We start from the raw sequence: 16,117 nt of genomic DNA, 5'->3' as shown, positions 1-16,117 counted from the left end.
GGGCGACACTGCGTTAATCGGCGGATGCCGTCGGCCGGCGGCATCCCCGCGCCCGCGACTGAATTAGTATGCTCCTCCACTCATTGGAACGCTATGCTAATGAGATGGATTCCCCCGGAAGGACGCGGCCGAGCCGTCGATCGGCGCAAAGCGAGGCGACCAGGACGGTCATCCTCGACGCGGCCGAGCGCCTCATGCTCGAGCGCGGGTACATCGCGGCATCCATCGCGGCGATCGCCGCGGAGGCCGGTGTCGCGGTGCAGACCATCTACAATTCCGTGGGCCTCAAGGCCGACGTGCTTGCGGCGGTACTCGAGCGTGGTGCCACGGAGCCGTCGGGCAGTGGGGAGTCCGCGCTCCAGGATCCGGTTGCGTCACCCCGGGAGGCGAGCGGACCGCGCTCGGCGACCGACATCATCCGCCTCCTCGTCGACTGGTGCGTCGAGACGAACGTGCGCACCGCCGCCCTGCGGAGGGTCGTCGCGCAGGCCGCGGGGGTCGATGCCGACGTGGCGCGTCTCGAGCTGCGCCAGTCCGCACGGTTGCTGCACAACTTCAGCGAGACGGCAACGGCGTTGCGCGACCGCCATGCGTTGCGCAGCGGCCTCAGCGACCACGAGGCGGCCGCGGCGATCTGGGCGCTCGCCCACCCGCAGGTCTACCGCTCCCTCGTGCTCGATCTGGACTGGTCCCTCGGGGCCTACCGGGAGTGGCTCGGGAACACGCTCCGGGCCACACTTTTCTGAGCGTCCCTCCCCGTCGCCGCGCGAGAATATACTAGATAGCTGGCCCGGTCGGGCCGAACCCCTCCCACGAACCTTCCGAACGGACTATTGCTGTGCTCAGTGTGCAAAACCTCGAAATCAGAGTCGGGGCGCGCGTGCTCATGGAAGACGTCAGTTTCCGCGTCTCCGCCGGCGACAAGATCGGCCTCGTCGGCCGCAACGGTGCGGGAAAGACGACCCTCACGAAGACGCTCGCGGGCGAGACGATGCCGACCCACGGCCAGATCGACCGCTCCGGCCAGATCGGCTACCTTCCGCAGGACCCGCGCTCCGGTGAACCGACCATGCTCGCGCGCACCCGTATCCTCGACGCCCGCGGCCTCGGCACGATCTCCCTCGGCCTCTACCAGGCCGGCCTCGACATGGGCAGCGACGACCCCAAGGTCGCCGCGAAGGCCATGAAGGTCTACGGCAACCTCACCGACCAGTTCAACGCCCTCGGCGGCTACGCAGCGGAGGCGGAGGCGGCCTCGATCGCGAGCAACCTGAACCTCCCGGACCGGATCCTCGACCAGGAGCTGCAGACCCTCTCCGGCGGCCAGCGCCGCCGCATCGAGCTCGCCCGCATCCTGTTCTCCGCCGCGGAGACGATGATCCTCGACGAACCGACCAACCACCTCGATGCCGATTCCGTCGTCTGGCTGCGCGAGTTCGTCAAGAACTACCGCGGCGGCGTCATCATCATCTCCCACGACATCGAACTCGTCGGCGAGACCGTCAACCGGGTGTTCTATCTCGATGCCAACCGCATGGTCATCGACATCTACAACATGAACTGGAAGAACTACCAGCGCCAGCGCCTCGCAGACGCCGACCGTCGTAAGAAGGAACGCGCCAACGCCGAGAAGAAGGCGTCCACCCTGCAGCTGCAGGCCGCAAAGTTCGGCGCCAAGGCGAGCAAGGCGGCAGCGGCCCACCAGATGGTCGCCCGGGCTGAGAAGCTGCTCTCCGGACTCGACGCCGTGCGCGCCGTCGACCGCGTGGCCAAGCTGCGCTTCCCCGTGCCGGCCCCGTGCGGCCGCACCCCGCTGATGGCGAACGACCTCTCGAAGAGCTACGGTTCCCTCGAGATCTTCGCAGCTGTCGACCTCGCGATCGACCGCGGGTCCAAGGTCGTCATCCTCGGCCTCAACGGTGCGGGCAAGACCACGCTTCTGCGGATGCTCGCGGGCGTCGACAAGCCGGACACCGGCACGATCGTCCCCGGCCACGGTCTCCGCATCGGGTACTACGCGCAGGAACACGAGACCATCGACGTCAAGCGCAGCGTTCTGCAGAACATGGTGTCCTCGTCGCCGAACATCACCGAAATGGAAGCCCGCCGGGTCCTCGGCTCGTTCCTGTTCACCGGTGACGATTCCGACAAGCCGGCCGGGGTTCTTTCCGGTGGAGAGAAGACCAGGCTTGCCCTCGCGATGATCGTGGTCTCCGGCGCCAACGTGTTACTCCTCGACGAACCGACGAACAACCTCGACCCCGCGAGCCGTGACGAGATCCTCGACGCGCTCGCGCACTACGAGGGTGCCGTCGTTCTGGTCAGCCACGACGAGGGCGCCGTCGAGGCGCTCAACCCGGAACGCGTGCTGATTATGCCGGAGGGCACAGAGGACCACTGGAACAAGGACTACCTCGACCTGATCATGCTCGCCTAGCTTCCGCTATCGGTCGGTGCGTACTGTCTGTCAGTGCGTGCTGTCGATGAGGTCGTCTTCGACCTCTGCGTCCGTACGCGGCTTGGCGGCCGCACGGCGGGCGCGTTCCTCTGCGCGCGCGCGCTCTTCGGGGTCGTCCGCGTTGAGAGAGCGGAATTCCTGCCGCACCGCCCAGCCGAGCCCGATGAAGCCGAGCAGGGCGAACAGCATCCACTGGAACGCGTACGACAGGTGCGAGCCTTCGTCCGCGACCGGCCTGGTCACGCCGGCCGGCCGGGTGGCCGGCGCGGGATCCTCGGAGGCCATCAGGCCGTATGCCGCGGTGTACGTGGGTGCGCCGACCCGGTCGGCGACGTCGGCGAGGTGGATCGTGGCGATCTGGTTCCCGCTCGCCGTGCGCCCGGGAAGGGTCGGTTCTCCGGCCTTGAGCCTGGCGATGACCGTGACTTCACCCGTCGGCGCTGCGGGAACCGGGCCGGGGGCCTCCGCCGTCTCGCCGGTGGGGACCCAGCCACGATCGACGACGAAGACCGTGCCGTCAGCGAGGAGCAGCGGCGTGAGCACCTCGAAGCCCGGGTGCACGTTCAACGGGCGATTCCGCACGATCAGCTCATCGGCGACGAGGTACGTTCCCGTCATCGTCACCGGCAGCCACTTCTGTGACTCGTTGAAGGAATCGAGAGTGGGAAGTGCTTCGGTCAGGCTCACCGGGATGTGGTCGTAGTTCGCGTCGACCTTGTTGATCTCGACGAGGGCCTCGTTGCGCCTGGCGAACTGCCACATACCGAGGCCGGCGCAGGCGGCGCCGAAGATGATGGTGAGCACGAGGTATCCGGCCCACCTGCGGGTGAAGGCGAACTTCCAGCCGGTCACGACGGGTCCGTCCCTGCGGCCGGGCGGCCCGGTATTGTTTCCGGTGCAGCTTCGAGCGCGAAGACGGCCACCGGAAAGTCCCTGGCACCCAGGAATTCCCGCAGATACTCGACATGCTCCGGGCAGGCGAGCCAGGTCTTGACCCGGTCAGCGGTATGGATACGCGGGTTGCGCCAGTCGATGCGCCACTGCGCGTCCTCCCGGCAGCCGGCCCTCGAACAACGCGGTACGTCGAGGTCGTCGTCGAAACCGATCATTCGTCCGTACCCGGGCCGCGGGACGGGTCGTGAGTCGGCGCCGGCCGGTCGGAGGCTTGCCCGGGTGGCGACTGGGCGGCCGACGAGGATTCAGGACTGGTCGAGGACTGACCGCGGTAGAGCTGAACGGCTCCCGGGCGGACGACGGCGGTTCCCGCGCCGTTTCCGTGGACGTTTGCGACGATGACCGCGAAATAGGGGAGCAGGATCGCTCCGGCGGCGCAGACCAGGAGCCACCAGCCGTGCACGAAGAGCATCAGGACGATGCACACCATCCGGATGCCCATGGTCACCGAGTATTTGATCATCCGGGCGCGTCGCTCGGCCTCCGGAGACGGAGGCAGGGACGTGATCGACTGCTGTTTCATACTCTCATCGCTTCGGTCAACCGGTGGAGATTTTGCCTGATAAGCCTACGTCTCGCCCGGTCTGTGGGATGACACCGTAAACTGGAATATACGTGCGTACGGCTGGTCGTTCGCTGGGAATAGATTGGAACCGTATGCCCTCCGTCAGGACCGTTCTCGTGACCGGGGGCAACCGTGGGATCGGCTTTGCCATCGCCGAAGAATTCGTGCGCCAGGGCCATCGCGTCGCGGTCACGGCCCGCTCCGGGTCCGGCCCAGAGGGCAGCCTCACGGTACGTGCCGACGTCACCGACGCCGCATCGATCGACGCCGCGTTCACCGAGATCGAAGCGTCCCTCGGACCGGTTGAAGTGGTCGTGGCCAACGCCGGCATCACCAAAGACACCCTTCTGATGCGGATGACGGAAGACGACTTCACCTCCGTCATCGACACGAACCTGAGCGGTGCCTTCCGCGTCGTCAAGCGCGCATCCAAGGGCATGCTCAAGGCCAGGTTCGGCCGGATCGTGCTCATCTCGAGCGTGGTCGGCCTCTACGGTTCCGCCGGGCAGGTCAACTACTCCGCCTCCAAGAGCGGGCTCGTCGGGCTCGCCCGCTCGGTCACCCGCGAGCTCGGCGCCCGCGGCATCACTGCGAACGTCGTCGCACCCGGCTTCATCGAGACCGAGATGACCGCGGAGCTTTCCGAGGCCGTCCAGGCCGAATACAAGAAGAACATCCCGGCAGGACGCTTCGCTTCCCCCGCCGAGGTCGCCAAGGTCGTCACGTGGCTCGCGGGCGACGACGCCGGTTACATCTCCGGCGCCGTGATCCCGGTCGACGGCGGACTCGGAATGGGTCACTGACCTCCGCCATGAGACCGACAATGACGGCGACAATGCGGGCGGTTGTCGTCGACGGGCCTGGTGACCCCGGTGTTCTGCGCGTCCGTGACGTGCCGATGCCGACGCCGCGACCCGGATGGGTGCTGATCCGGGTTGAGGCCTTCGGGCTCAACCGGTCCGAACTCCACTTCCGTTCCGGTGTCGCGTCGACCGGCTCGTTTCCGCGCATTCCTGGGATCGAAGCGGTCGGAACGATAGCGGATGCCCCGGGTGGGGAGTATCCCGTCGGCGCCCAGGTGGCCGCGATGATGGGCGGCATGGGCCGCTCCTTCGACGGCGGTTACGCCGAATACGTGTCGGTGCCGGCCGCGATCGTCGTGCCCTTCACCAGCGGACTCGGCTGGGACGTGCTCGGTGCCGTGCCCGAGATGCTGCAGACCGCGGCGGGGTCGCTGCGTGTCGGGCTGCAGGCCGCCGACGGCCAGAGCCTGCTCATCCGCGGCGGAACGTCCTCTGTCGGCCTCGCGCTGGCCACCCTCGGCGCGCTGCGCGGGATGCGGGTGCTTTCGACCACGCGGAATCCCTCGAGCGTCGGCCTGCTCGAGGCTGCAGGCGCCGACCACGTCATCATCGACGATGGCGAGGTCGCGCGCCGGGTGCGGGAGATCGTGCCTGGCGGTGTCGACGGAGCCGTCGAGCTCGTCGGCGTCAACGTCCTGCGCGACACCCTCCGAGCGGTGCGAGCCGGAGGCACCGTCTGCTTCACCGGGATGCTCTCCGACACCTGGACGATCGACGAGTTCTACCCGATGGACTGGCTTCCCAACGGAGTGCGCCTCACCGCGTATTCCGGAGAGGCCGCAGACCTGACATCAGCGGAGTTGCAGGCCTTCCTCGACGCCGTCGCAGCCGGTCACGCGCGCGTCCCGCTCGGCCGTGTCTACAGGCTCGATGAGATCGTGCAGGCCCACCGCGACATGGAGGCCGGTACCGCCGGCGGAAAACTCGTCGTCCTTCCGCGCTGAACTCCCCGACTGAGGTCGGACGGATCGTCACACCGCTGGCGAACGGCGCCGGTCACATGCACAGCGTCCGCCAGGGGTCGGTACCCTCGTTTCCAGGTGTGAAACTCGGAATGAGAAGCCTGAAATTATGTGAGTAAGTCTCGCATTCGTGTTCGATTCGGGGTAGAATCGGGGTATGGCAGGAGCTTCCGATCCCCAGTCACACACCCCGCAGACACCCGGTTCCGGGGTCGCGGGAGATCAGCCCATCGCAGGTGTCGAGTCGGCCCATCCGGTTGCGGTTGTCGAGGGTTTCGAGGGCGCGGAGGGCGCGGAGGGCGCGGAGGGTCTGGCCGGGTCGGTGCCGTCGGTGCATGCGGATGCTGTCGCCCGTCTCGCCGAGGCCCAGGCGGTTCTCGCCGAGGCCCTGGCCGCGATCCCGGTCGGGCTGCTCAGCGACACAGAAGCGGTCACGGCGCTGAGCACCGTGGAGGCGATCGGGCGGACAGCGGACGCGGCCAGGGTGAGCACGGCGACGGATGTGGACCGGCGGGCCCGGGTCCTCGGCCGCGAGGGCCTGGCCTGGCGGATGGGCTGCACGGGCCCGTGGGATGTCCTCACCCGGGTGACACGGGTGTCGGCCCGGGAGGTCAAGCGCCGCACGAAGCTCGGCGACGCGGTGTTGCCGCGGCCGTGCGGCGGGAGCAGCTGGTTGCCGCCCTTGTTCCCGACCGTTGGAGCCGCCCTGGCAGCGGGGGAGATCGGGGTGGAGACGGCGGAGTTGATCGTGGCGGGGTTGCAGGTGATCAGCCACCGGGTGGCCCCGGATGACCTGTTGACGGCGGAGCGGGCCCTGGTCGCGTCCGCGGCCGGGCTGATCACCCCGGAGACCGAGAACCTGGCCGGGGCAGGTGTCCCGGTGACCACGGACCTGATCCGGGGCATGGTCGCGCAGTGGCAGGCAGCCCTGGACCCCGACGGGGTCCTCCCGACCGAGGACCTGTTCGAGGCGAAATCGAACATCGGCTTCGGCCAACTCAAGAACGGGTTGTATCCGGTGAAGGGCGGAGTCACGCCGGAACTGTTCGGGATCATGAACACGATGTTCGACGCCTTCCTCAGCTTCCACGCCCGGCCCGCGTTCCCCACCGCGGAGGAGCAGGCCCTCATGGACTCCGGACAGATGATCCCCGGCGCCGAGACCGCGGGCACCGACAGTGACGTCGGTACGGGCCCGGAGCTCATGGTGATCGAGGCCGAGCTGCGGGAGCGGCGCGCGGACACCCGCACGAGTGGGGAGAAACGCGCGGACATCCTCCGGGCCCTGTTCGAACACGCCGCCCGCGACGAGGACACGCCCAGCATGGGCGGATCCGCCCCGACGGTGATGGTGCACGTGAACGCGGCCGACCTCACCTCCGGGATCGGCGTCGGCTGGATCGACGGGGTTGAGGCCCCGGTATCGCTGAAGACGGTGCACCAGCGCATCTGTGACGGCGGCTTCCAAGGGGTCCTCTTCGGGGAAAACAACCAGGTCCTCAAGCTCGGTCCGGAACGACGGTACTTCAACCGGGCGCAACGCCGGGCGATCACCGCCCGCGACGGCGGCTGCATCATCCCCGGGTGCAAAGCCCCGGCTCACTGGGCCGAAGTACACCACGTGAAGCCCTGGGCGCAGGACGGACCGACCAACGTCGACAACGGTGTCCTACTGTGCTGGTTCCATCACCACAGCATCGACACCTCTGGGTGGGAGATCCGGATGGTGAAGGGCTCACCGCAGGTGCGGGCGCCTGGGTTGATCGACCCGCAACGACTCTGGCGGCCACCGAACAGGCACCGCGCACACCAGGTCCTCACCGGACCACCCAACCGCGACTGACCGAGGCCGAACCCGCCTCACCGTCGTCTTCCCTGACGCGCCGTTCCGGTTCGTCGGGGGCTCGACCCGACGCCGCTCAGGCGGCGTTGAGAACGTTGACGAGCGCTGGGATCGCCGGAATCAACTGGTCGAGATTCGACTCGGCCGAAATGTCCGTCGATAGCTGCAGCCAGTTGACTCCGTCGAAAACGTCGAAGGTATAGCCGCCAGCTTCATTCGGAATCCGGATCACGCCGTCGACCCCGGGAATTGACACCTTCTCGGCGCCGGTCGTCCGCGCGATGTCCTCCTGCGCCCAGGCCCCACCGGGCAACGCGATGACGCTGAAGGATCCAATCTGGCCTTCTGGTATCGGCGACTGCGACCAGCCGCATGCGAATGCGCCTGTGCTCGTTTTGGCCGCGAAACGTCCCTCTGAGCCCTCGGTACCCTCTGAGTCATTGGACCTGACCGCGAGTCCGGGGCTGGAGACAGCGTGCGTGATGTCTGCAGCGGTCGATAGTGCTGCGCAATCCTCGCGCTCCCAGGCGCCGATGGGCGTTGCCGCCACCTCCGGGGTGCCCGCCGCCAATGCGCGACCCGAGAACGTCGCGACAAGCTTTGTCGCTGCGTTACGGGCGTCCTCGTTAACGGTTCCGACTGCCGTATAGACGTCAGCGCTGAGCCAATATCCAGCCACAGTAGCGCTGATGCGGCAGGCCCCCGACTCCGCAGAATCAGCCACGTCGGCTCCATAGCAGGCGATCTGGTCCACCGTGTCGGTCGGTACCGATGCAGCGGCCACCACCACGGCACTGAGATAGGCCGACGTGGGGCTCTCCTCCACGGACCATTGGCAGTCGATGCCACCACGCGCGGGCACCACGGCATAGTAGGGATTCTCCGCAAGTGAGCTCGCCCTGGCCGCCGCCCAACTGGTCACGTGCGTACCAACCGCCGCGGCCACCTCGTCCACAGTGAGGACTGCGGCGCAATCGCCGCCGAAGACAGCGGCCGGGCGGGTCTGCCCGGCCGACGCGGTCGCAGGCGTCGGAGTCTCGGTCGCCAGGTCCGTCGCCGAAACGGAGGCGGGCGAGGCTGGGGCTGGGCCCGTGCAGCCGGCGAGCAGAACCAACCCTGTCAAAGCCACAACACAAGCGGCCGAACGTGAACGAGCGCGCATGTCCATCTCCCCACAATCGCAGCGCCGCAGCGCCCCCGCTTCGAAACCGAGTACAACTGATGTGCTCCGAAGTCCCATTTTCAATCCTAGTGACCGCAGTGCGGCAACGGATAGGCAGGTCAGAGCCGAGAATCAGACTCTACTCCGTGGCAAGAGGAAGACCTGGGACGGCAGGTCGGCCCCGCGGACGCGTTCGGCGCATCCACCTACACCCTGGCTTGCACAGGGTCCACTCCTGAATTCGGAGCAGGCTAGCGGCCCGCGAAGAGCCGGGACAGGAAGCCACCGGACGCCTGTTCGTTCTCGTGCCCGGGGCAGCGCTGCGACTTCGGCACTCCGCGCATGACCTGGTCGACATGTTGGCCACAGCCGGCCCAGGTGGTCTTCCCGCAGGTCTTACAGGTCTTGGCGTGGCACATCGGCAGCTCCTTCGTGGGTGAAAGCACTCACTATACCCCCATGGGTATTGAGAGTGCACGGTCCGCGGTATCCCGCGGGTGTAGTGTCAGAATCAGTCCCCCAATTACCCACGGGGGTATATGCCGGGTTGGCCGAATCGCTGTCCCGGCCGACGAAAGGCACCCCATGAAGATCGTTGTCGTAGGCGGGGTCGCAGCCGGCGCATCCGTCGCCGCCCGCGCCCGCCGTTTGGACGAGTTCGCTGAGATCGTCGTGCTCGAGCGCGGTCATCACGTCTCGTTTGCGAATTGCGGTCTGCCGTACCATGTGGGCGAAGTGATTGCTGATCGCAGCCGCCTGCTCCTGCAAACGCCGGAAAGTCTGCGCGAATCCCTCGACATCGACGTGCGGGTCGGACACGAGGTGCTGCGAATCGACCGTGCCGCGAAGACCGTGACCGTCCGCGAGGTCGACGGCGGCCGCAGCTACGAGGAACCTTATGACGAACTGGCGCTCTGCACGGGCGCCGAACCACTCCGCCCTCCCCTGCCGGGGATAGACCTGCCCGGCGTGCACGTGCTGCGCCGGATCGGCGACATGGACGCCATCAAGGCCCAACTGGATGCCGCGATCGCCCTCGCCGCGACGGGCGCCCGCGGACCCGTGCGCACCGTCGTGATCGGCGCGGGTTACATCGGCCTCGAAATGGCCGAGAACCTCAAGCACCGCGGCGCCCTCGTCGACGTCGTCGAGATGAGCGACCAGATCCTGCCGCCCCTCGACCACGAGATGTCCGTCCCCGTCGAACACCACCTCCGCAGTCGCGGCATCACCCTGCACCTGTCGACTGCGGCCGCCGCATTCGCGGCCCGCCCCGACGGCGGTCTCAACGTCGAGCTCACGGACTCGACCGTCCTGGCGGCCGACCTGGTGATCCTCTCCGCCGGGGTGCGCCCGAACACCACGCTCGCGAAGGCGGCCGGGCTCGAGCTCGGCGCCCGCGGCGGGATCACGGTGGACACGCACATGCGCACCTCCGACCCGCACATCTGGGCGGCAGGCGACTCCGTCGAAACGCCGCACACCGTGCTGCCGGGGCGCTGGCTGGCCCCGCTCGCCGGACCCGCGAACCGCGAAGCCCGGGTCGCCGCCGAGAACATCTGCGGCCGAAACACCGACTACCGCTCAACCCAGGGCACCTCGATCGTGAAGATCTTCGACATGGTCGCCGGCGGAACGGGCGCCACCGAACGGCAACTCCTCGCCGCCGAGGTCCCGTACCGGGCCGTGCACGTGCACCCCTCCGGCCACGCCGGCTACTACCCCGGCACCGCGATGATGCAGCTCAAGGTCCTCTTCGCCCCCGACACCGGGCGCATCCTCGGCGCGCAGGCCGCCGGCTTCGACGGCGTCGACAAGCGCCTCGACGTGCTCGCGACCGCCCTCCGCGGTGGCCAGACCGTCTACGACCTCGAGGAGCTCGAGCTCGCGTACGCTCCTCCGTTCGGTTCCGCGAAGGACCCGGTGAACATGGCCGGCTTCGTCGCGAGCAACGTGCTCCGCGGCGACCTCACCCTCTGGTACGCCCAGGACTACCCGGAAGCGACTGCCGGGGCTCGGCTCATCGACGTGCGCACCCCGGAGGAATTCTCGATCTGGCACCTGCCGGGCGCCGAGAACGTGCCGCTCGGAAGCATCCGCCTCGAATGCGAGCTCTGGGACCGCACCGGGCCGCTGCGCCTGTACTGCGCGGTCGGGTTCCGCAGTTACCTCGCCTACCGCGCGCTCGTGCAACGCGGGTTCACGGATGTCGCCACTCTCTCCGGCGGGTCGGACACCTTCCGGTCGTGGCACGAGGTCGAGCCCGAAAGCGACGAACCCCCGCTGCCGATGACCACCTACGCCGAAGCAGCCGAGTTCACGGCCGCTGCAACGAAGGCCGCCGCGCAGGCCGCCCTGCTCGCCAACGGCACCGGCGTGCAGGTCGACCTGGACTGCTCCGGACTCGCCTGCCCAGGCCCGATCATGAAGCTATCCGAGAAGATGAAGACACTGGATGCCGGCGACGAGGTTGTCGTGCACGTGTCCGACCCCGGGTTCGCCAGTGACGCTCCGGCCTGGGCCAGGCGGAACGGACACGAGCTCGTCGCCATTTCGCCGGAGGGCCCTGGCTACGTCGCGACCATGCGGAAGGGCGGGGCCGCTCTGGCGACCCGGCCTGCGGCATCCGTCGGCATCGTGAGCTCGCCGACACCCAACAAGACCTCCTTCGTGGTGTTCTCCGGCGACCTCGACAAGGTGCTGGCCGCCTTCATCATCGCCAACGGGGCGATCGCGATGGGCGAAGAGGTCTCGATGTTCTTCACGTTCTGGGGGCTCAACTCCCTGCGCCGCACGGACCCGCCCAAGCGGGAACGCAAACTGATGGACAAGATGTTCGCCACCATGATGCCCTCGAGCGCGGGCAGCATGCCGCTGTCGCAGATGAATATGCTCGGTGCCGGTGCGGCACTGATCAAGAAGGTCATGCGGGACAACTCGGTCTCGTCGCTGCCCGATCTCATCACGTCCGCGCAGGCCGGCGGGGCGCGCCTGATCGCGTGCACGATGACGATGGACCTGCTCGGGATCGCTCCGACCGACCTGATGGACGGCGTCGAACTCGGCGGCGTCGCGACCTTCCTCGGGGAGGCGGCCGAGTCGACGACGACGCTGTTCATCTGATCGGGTCAGAACGCGCATCCGCCCGGCCAGCAGAAACAGGCTGACCGGGCGGAGGACGTACGTGCTCTGCGGTTACAGGATGAAGAGCATCTCCTGGTAGGTCGGGAGCGGCCACAGGTCGTCCGCGACGATCTCTTCGAGGGCATCTGCGGCGGCGCGGACCGCGGACATCGCCGGAAGCAGCGCGTCGCGAGCGTGCTCGGCCTCGCCGAGTGCGGTCTCTTCCGATCCGCCGGCCAGCGCGTCCCGGAGCACGGCGAGCGCGGACCGGAGCTTGGTGATCGGGGCGGACACCTCGCTCAGTGCGGCGTGGTCGGGTTCAACGCCGGCGGCCGTGAGGGCGCCGATGTTGATCGCGAGTTCGGTCTGGTGACGCACGGCGGCGGGGAGGATGACCGTCGCCCCCATCTCGAGCGTGAGGCGCGCCTCGACACCGATGGTGAGAGCGTACTGTTCGAGGCCGATCTCATAACGGCTGTGCATCTCGCGGTGGTTGAAGACCCTGTACTTGTCGAACAGGTCCATTGCCGACTCGGTGATGAGTTCGGGCAGCGCGTCGAGGGTCGTGCGCAGGTTTGCGAGCCCGCGCTTCTCCGCCTCGATCGGCCAGGCATCGGAGTACCCGTCGCCGTTGAACACGACGGCGCCGTGGTCGGTGATGATCTGGGTGAGCAGGCTCTGCACGGCCGTGTCGAAGTCAGTGCCACCGGCGACGGCGGCCTCGAGCTCGGTCGCCGCGTAATCGAGCGACTCGGCCATGATCGTGTTGATCGTCACCATCGGGCCGGCGACGGTCTGCATCGAACCGGGGGCACGGAACTCGAACCGGTTCCCGGTGAACGCGAACGGGCTCGTACGGTTGCGGTCGCCCGGGTCGGTCGGCAGCACCGGGAGCGTGTCGACGCCGATCACCATCGAGCCCTTGTCCTTGGACGAGGTTGCCGGGCCCTGGGCGATCTGCTCGAAGACGTCGGCGAGCTGGTCGCCGAGGAAGATCGAGATGATCGCCGGCGGGGCCTCGTTGGCGCCGAGGCGGTGGTCGTTGGTCGCGGAGGCGACCGAGGCGCGGAGAAGTCCGGCGTACTTGTGCACCGCGCGGATGACGGCGGCGCAGAACACCAGGAACTGGGCGTTGTCGTGCGGGTTGTCTCCCGGGACGAGAAGGCTGCCGAGCTCGTTGTTGCCGAGCGAGAAGTTGACGTGCTTGCCCGAGCCGTTGACGCCCTGGAAGGGCTTCTCGTGGAACAGGCAGGCCATCCCGTGCTTCTTGGCGACTGACTTGAAAGTCGTCATGAGCAGCTGCTGGTGGTCGGCGGCGATGTTTCCGCGCTCGAACATCGGCGCGATCTCGAACTGGCCGGGGGCGACCTCGTTGTGCCGGGTCTTCGCGGGGATCCCGAGCTTGAAGAGCTCCCGCTCGGTGTCCATCATGAAGCCGAGCACCCGCTCGGGGATGGCGCCGAAGTAGTGGTCGTCGAACTCCTGGCCCTTGGGCGGCTTCGCGCCGAACAGGGTACGGCCGGAGTTGAGCAGGTCGGGGCGGGCGAGGAAGAAGTGCCGGTCGACGAGGAAGTACTCCTGCTCGGGGCCGCAGAACGAGACGACGCGGGCAGGATCGGTGTGCCCGAAGAGGCGCAGGATGCGTTCGGCATGTTCGCCCATCGCCTGCTGCGAGCGCAGCAGCGGGGTCTTGTGGTCGAGCGCTTCGCCGGTCATCGAGACGAAGACCGTCGGGATGCAGAGGGTGTTGCCGTTCGGGTTCTCGAGCACGTATGCCGGGCTCGTCACGTCCCAGCCGGTGTACCCGCGAGCCTCGAAGGTGTTGCGCAGGCCGCCGTTGGGGAAGCTCGATGCGTCGGGCTCGCCCTGCACGAGGGTCTTGCCCGCGAATTCGGCGAGCGCCGTGCCATCGCCGACGGGCTCGAAGAAGCTGTCGTGCTTCTCCGCTGTCAGCCCGGTGAGCGGGTAGAAGACGTGGGCGTAATGGGTCGCACCCTTTTCGAGCGCCCAGTCCTTCATCGCGGATGCGACGGCATCCGCTACGAGCGGATCGAGCCTGGCGCCGTTTTCGATCGTCGCCATCACGGACTTATAGACGGATTTCGGCAGCCGCTTCTGCATGACGACCTTGTTGAAGACGTTTTCGCCGAAGATCTCTCCCGGCGTCTCAGTCGCCGTATAGCTCGGGGCCGGAGGAACATAAGCCCTTACATCCCTGATCGCTTGACGGCGGGCGCTGTTTCCACTCATGAATACCCCTTTGCTACGGCATGCTGCTCCGCGACTAGGTGCGGATTCGGATGCGCCTAAATCTAGGGAGGTCGCGTGGCGAGGATGTTTCCGATGAATGACGGTTTCAGTCACCAGAACCCCGCGCCGGCCTCTCTTCCAGATTAAACCTGTCCGAAACACTGCATTGACTCGCCGAAACGCGACGCGTTTATGTTGGACGCATGTCCGATAAAACTGCCACGGCGATTGCAGCCCCGGAAACCGCCATCGGGCGGCCGCTGCTCTCGATCCAGAACCTGTCCATCTCCTTCCGGACCGCCCAGGGGGTGTTCACCGCGGTCTCCGATGCGAACCTCGAGCTGTCCGCACGGTCCACCCTCGCCGTCGTCGGCGAGTCGGGCTCGGGCAAGTCGACGATGTCCGCGGCGATCAACCGCCTGCTCCCACCGAACGCGACCATCACCTCCGGGAAAATCCTCTTCAACGGCGTCGACCTCGCCCACGCCTCCGAGGCGCAGATGGCCGGGGTGCGCGGGGCCGGCATCGGCCTCGTGCCGCAGGACCCGATGTCGAACCTCGACCCGGTCTACCGGATCGGCCACCAGATCACCGAGGCCCTCGAGGCGCATGGCGCAACGCCTTCCGCCGCACGCATCCGGGCGATCGAGCTGCTCAGGATGGTCGGAATCCCCGAGCCCGAACGCCGCTTCCGGCAGTTCCCGCACGAATTCAGCGGCGGCATGCGTCAGCGCGTGCTCATTGCGATCGGGCTCGCCTGCCGCCCACAGCTCCTCATTGCTGATGAGCCGACGAGTGCCCTCGACGTCACCGTGCAGCGGCAGGTCCTCGACCAGCTCTCGGCACTGACGGAGGAAATGGGCACAGCGCTCTTCATGATCACGCACGACCTCGCCCTCGCGGCCGAGCGCGCCGACGAGGTGCTCGTCATGTTCCGTGGCAGCATCGTCGAGCATGGCCCGGCACGCCAGATCCTGGAGGATCCCCAGCACGAATACACGAAGCGCCTGCTCCTGGCGGCGCCGAGCCTCGCCGTGCGCCGCGGGGAGACGCGGGCGGCGACGCCGTACGCGACGCATCAGGCCGCAGGAACGGGCCATGTCGATAACATCATCGAGCTCTCCGAGGTGCGCAAGGAGTTCGTCGTGCGCAGCGGGTTCCTGTCGCGCCCGCAGCGGTTCCTCGCCCTCGCCGGCTCGACCTTCAGCATCCCCCGCGGCAGCACCGTCGCGATCGTCGGCGAGTCCGGCTCGGGTAAGTCGACGACGACGAGACTCGTGCTCGGGCTCGACGCACCGACCTCCGGGTCGATCACCTTCGAAGGCGCCGAGACGAGCGGCTTCACAAAGAAGGAACTCCTCGACTTCCGTCGCCGGGTCCAGCCGGTGTTCCAGAACCCGTTCGCCTCGCTCGACGCACTCTTCACCGTCGGCGCGACCATCGTCGAACCCCTCGTCGTCCACGGTTGGGGCACGAAGGAATCCCGGGCTGTCCGGCTGCTCGAACTACTCGACGCGGTCGCACTCCCCGCAGACACCGCAGACCGCTACCCGCACGAACTCTCCGGTGGCCAACGCCAGCGCGTCGCCATCGCACGCGCGCTCGCGCTGCGGCCGGAACTCATCGTGCTCGACGAGGCGGTGTCCGCCCTCGATGTTCTCGTGCAGGCGCAGATCCTCGACCTGCTGATGCGACTCCAGCATGAATTCGGCCTGAGCTACCTGTTCATCAGCCACGACCTCGCCGTCGTGCGGCAGATCAGCGACTTCGTGCACGTGATGCGGAACGGCGTCATCGTGGAGAGCGGCACCCCGGAGGAGATCTTCGACTCGCCCCGGGAGTCGTACACGCGGGAGCTGCTCGCCGCGATCCCCGGCGCCCGCATCGCGAGCTGACCCCCGCCGGACCAACGAAGCGGCGCCCGGACACAGTCCGGG

13 protein-coding genes are annotated in these 16,117 nt (G+C 67.6%); 7 read left to right on the top strand and 6 right to left on the bottom strand.

Going from position 1 to position 16,117, the window contains the following annotated elements; translation table 11 throughout:
- The first annotated feature begins 104 nt into the window (after window positions 1-104).
- The gene (locus QN357_RS11610) at window positions 105-746 is read left to right on the top strand and encodes a TetR family transcriptional regulator (RefSeq protein ID WP_134448676.1); all 642 of its coding nucleotides are present in this window, start codon (window positions 105-107) and stop codon (window positions 744-746) included.
- Between the two features lie 92 nt (window positions 747-838).
- Complete coding sequence (locus QN357_RS11605) at window positions 839-2,437, top strand: ABC-F family ATP-binding cassette domain-containing protein (protein WP_134448675.1); 1,599 nt, start codon at window positions 839-841, stop codon at window positions 2,435-2,437.
- A gap of 30 nt (window positions 2,438-2,467) precedes the next feature.
- Here QN357_RS11605 and QN357_RS11600 read toward each other — a convergent pair whose 3' ends face one another.
- Genes QN357_RS11600 through QN357_RS11590 form a run of 3 tightly spaced genes read right to left on the bottom strand, consistent with a single transcriptional unit; the run spans window position 2,468 to window position 3,935 of the window.
- On the bottom strand, window positions 2,468-3,310 hold the full coding sequence (locus tag QN357_RS11600) for an SURF1 family protein (RefSeq protein WP_322135806.1): 843 nt from the start codon (window positions 3,308-3,310) through the stop codon (window positions 2,468-2,470).
- Entirely contained in the window at window positions 3,307-3,567 is a 261-nt protein-coding gene (locus tag QN357_RS11595; protein ID WP_322135807.1) for a hypothetical protein, read from the bottom strand. Before QN357_RS11595 ends, QN357_RS11600 begins: the two co-directional genes overlap by 4 nt.
- Window positions 3,564-3,935: a DUF3099 domain-containing protein gene (locus tag QN357_RS11590; protein WP_134448670.1), complete on the bottom strand. Its 372-nt coding sequence runs from the start codon at window positions 3,933-3,935 to the stop codon at window positions 3,564-3,566. Before QN357_RS11590 ends, QN357_RS11595 begins: the two co-directional genes overlap by 4 nt.
- 134 nt (window positions 3,936-4,069) lie before the next feature.
- Between QN357_RS11590 and fabG the strand changes: the two genes are divergently transcribed.
- From fabG to QN357_RS11575, 3 genes are all read left to right on the top strand, one after another.
- Window positions 4,070-4,780 (top strand): 3-oxoacyl-ACP reductase FabG, encoded by a 711-nt coding sequence (gene fabG, locus QN357_RS11585; protein ID WP_134448668.1) that lies wholly within the window; start codon window positions 4,070-4,072, stop codon window positions 4,778-4,780.
- 32 nt (window positions 4,781-4,812) lie between these two features.
- Window positions 4,813-5,784 carry a zinc-binding dehydrogenase gene (locus QN357_RS11580; protein ID WP_323504914.1) on the top strand — a complete coding sequence of 324 codons (972 nt, stop codon included), beginning with the start codon at window positions 4,813-4,815 and terminating at the stop codon, window positions 5,782-5,784.
- Between the two features lie 175 nt (window positions 5,785-5,959).
- On the top strand, window positions 5,960-7,645 hold the full coding sequence (locus QN357_RS11575; RefSeq protein ID WP_323504913.1) for an HNH endonuclease signature motif containing protein: 1,686 nt from the start codon (window positions 5,960-5,962) through the stop codon (window positions 7,643-7,645).
- Window positions 7,646-7,721: 76 nt separating this feature from the next.
- On the opposite strand, the gene QN357_RS11570 is transcribed toward QN357_RS11575, so the two are convergent.
- Complete coding sequence (locus QN357_RS11570; protein ID WP_322189569.1) at window positions 7,722-8,600, bottom strand: hypothetical protein; 879 nt, start codon at window positions 8,598-8,600, stop codon at window positions 7,722-7,724.
- A 458-nt stretch (window positions 8,601-9,058) separates the two neighbouring features.
- On the bottom strand, window positions 9,059-9,226 hold the full coding sequence (locus tag QN357_RS11565; RefSeq protein ID WP_134447189.1) for a hypothetical protein: 168 nt from the start codon (window positions 9,224-9,226) through the stop codon (window positions 9,059-9,061).
- Between the two features lie 166 nt (window positions 9,227-9,392).
- On the opposite strand from QN357_RS11565, the gene QN357_RS11560 reads away from it, so the two are divergent.
- Window positions 9,393-11,930 (top strand): FAD-dependent oxidoreductase, encoded by a 2,538-nt coding sequence (locus QN357_RS11560; RefSeq protein ID WP_322136316.1) that lies wholly within the window; start codon window positions 9,393-9,395, stop codon window positions 11,928-11,930.
- Between the two features lie 72 nt (window positions 11,931-12,002).
- Here the strand turns inward: QN357_RS11560 and QN357_RS11555 are convergent, their stop codons facing one another.
- Window positions 12,003-14,180: a glutamine synthetase III gene (locus tag QN357_RS11555; RefSeq protein ID WP_134447193.1), complete on the bottom strand. Its 2,178-nt coding sequence runs from the start codon at window positions 14,178-14,180 to the stop codon at window positions 12,003-12,005.
- A gap of 203 nt (window positions 14,181-14,383) precedes the next feature.
- On the opposite strand from QN357_RS11555, the gene QN357_RS11550 reads away from it, so the two are divergent.
- On the top strand, window positions 14,384-16,075 hold the full coding sequence (locus tag QN357_RS11550) for an ABC transporter ATP-binding protein (protein WP_323504912.1): 1,692 nt from the start codon (window positions 14,384-14,386) through the stop codon (window positions 16,073-16,075).
- Window positions 16,076-16,117: the final 42 nt, after the last annotated feature.

This window comes from Cryobacterium sp. RTC2.1, assembly GCF_035018685.1.
GTDB classification, from domain to species: domain Bacteria; phylum Actinomycetota; class Actinomycetes; order Actinomycetales; family Microbacteriaceae; genus Cryobacterium; species Cryobacterium glucosi.
The sequence above is the reverse complement of the archived record's forward strand: the minus strand, read 5'-3'. Positions and strand labels throughout refer to the sequence as shown.